Below are 285 nucleotides of genomic sequence, written 5' to 3' on the forward strand. Positions count from 1 at the left end.
GATCCCTGAAATGCCCGGCCGCGATCGCCGCCGCCGCGCGTTTCTGCGATTCCAGCGCGAATTCGTCCTGCGCCTCGCGGCTGATGTCATGTTCGGCCGCGACATTCTCGGCGGTGACGCCCATATGGCCGGTGCCCATCGGGCAGGTCAGCGCGCCGACCATCATGTCCAGCATCTGCTGGTCGCCCATCTTCGCGCCGAATCGGGCCGAGGGCACGATATAGGGCGCGCGGCTCATGCTTTCGGCGCCGCCCGCGACGGCGAAATCGGCATCCCCCAGCAGCA

The 285-nt window shown here is 68.1% G+C and carries 1 protein-coding gene; it reads right to left on the reverse strand.

Translation table 11 applies throughout. From position 1 onward, the window contains the following. Window positions 1–285 (reverse strand): thiolase family protein (locus LZA78_RS17690; protein ID WP_498054429.1); only part of this gene is annotated, 285 nt, incomplete at both ends.

The sequence above is a fragment of the Rhodobacter flavimaris genome (assembly GCF_021378075.1).
In the GTDB taxonomy this organism is placed as follows: domain Bacteria; phylum Pseudomonadota; class Alphaproteobacteria; order Rhodobacterales; family Rhodobacteraceae; genus Rhodobacter; species Rhodobacter flavimaris.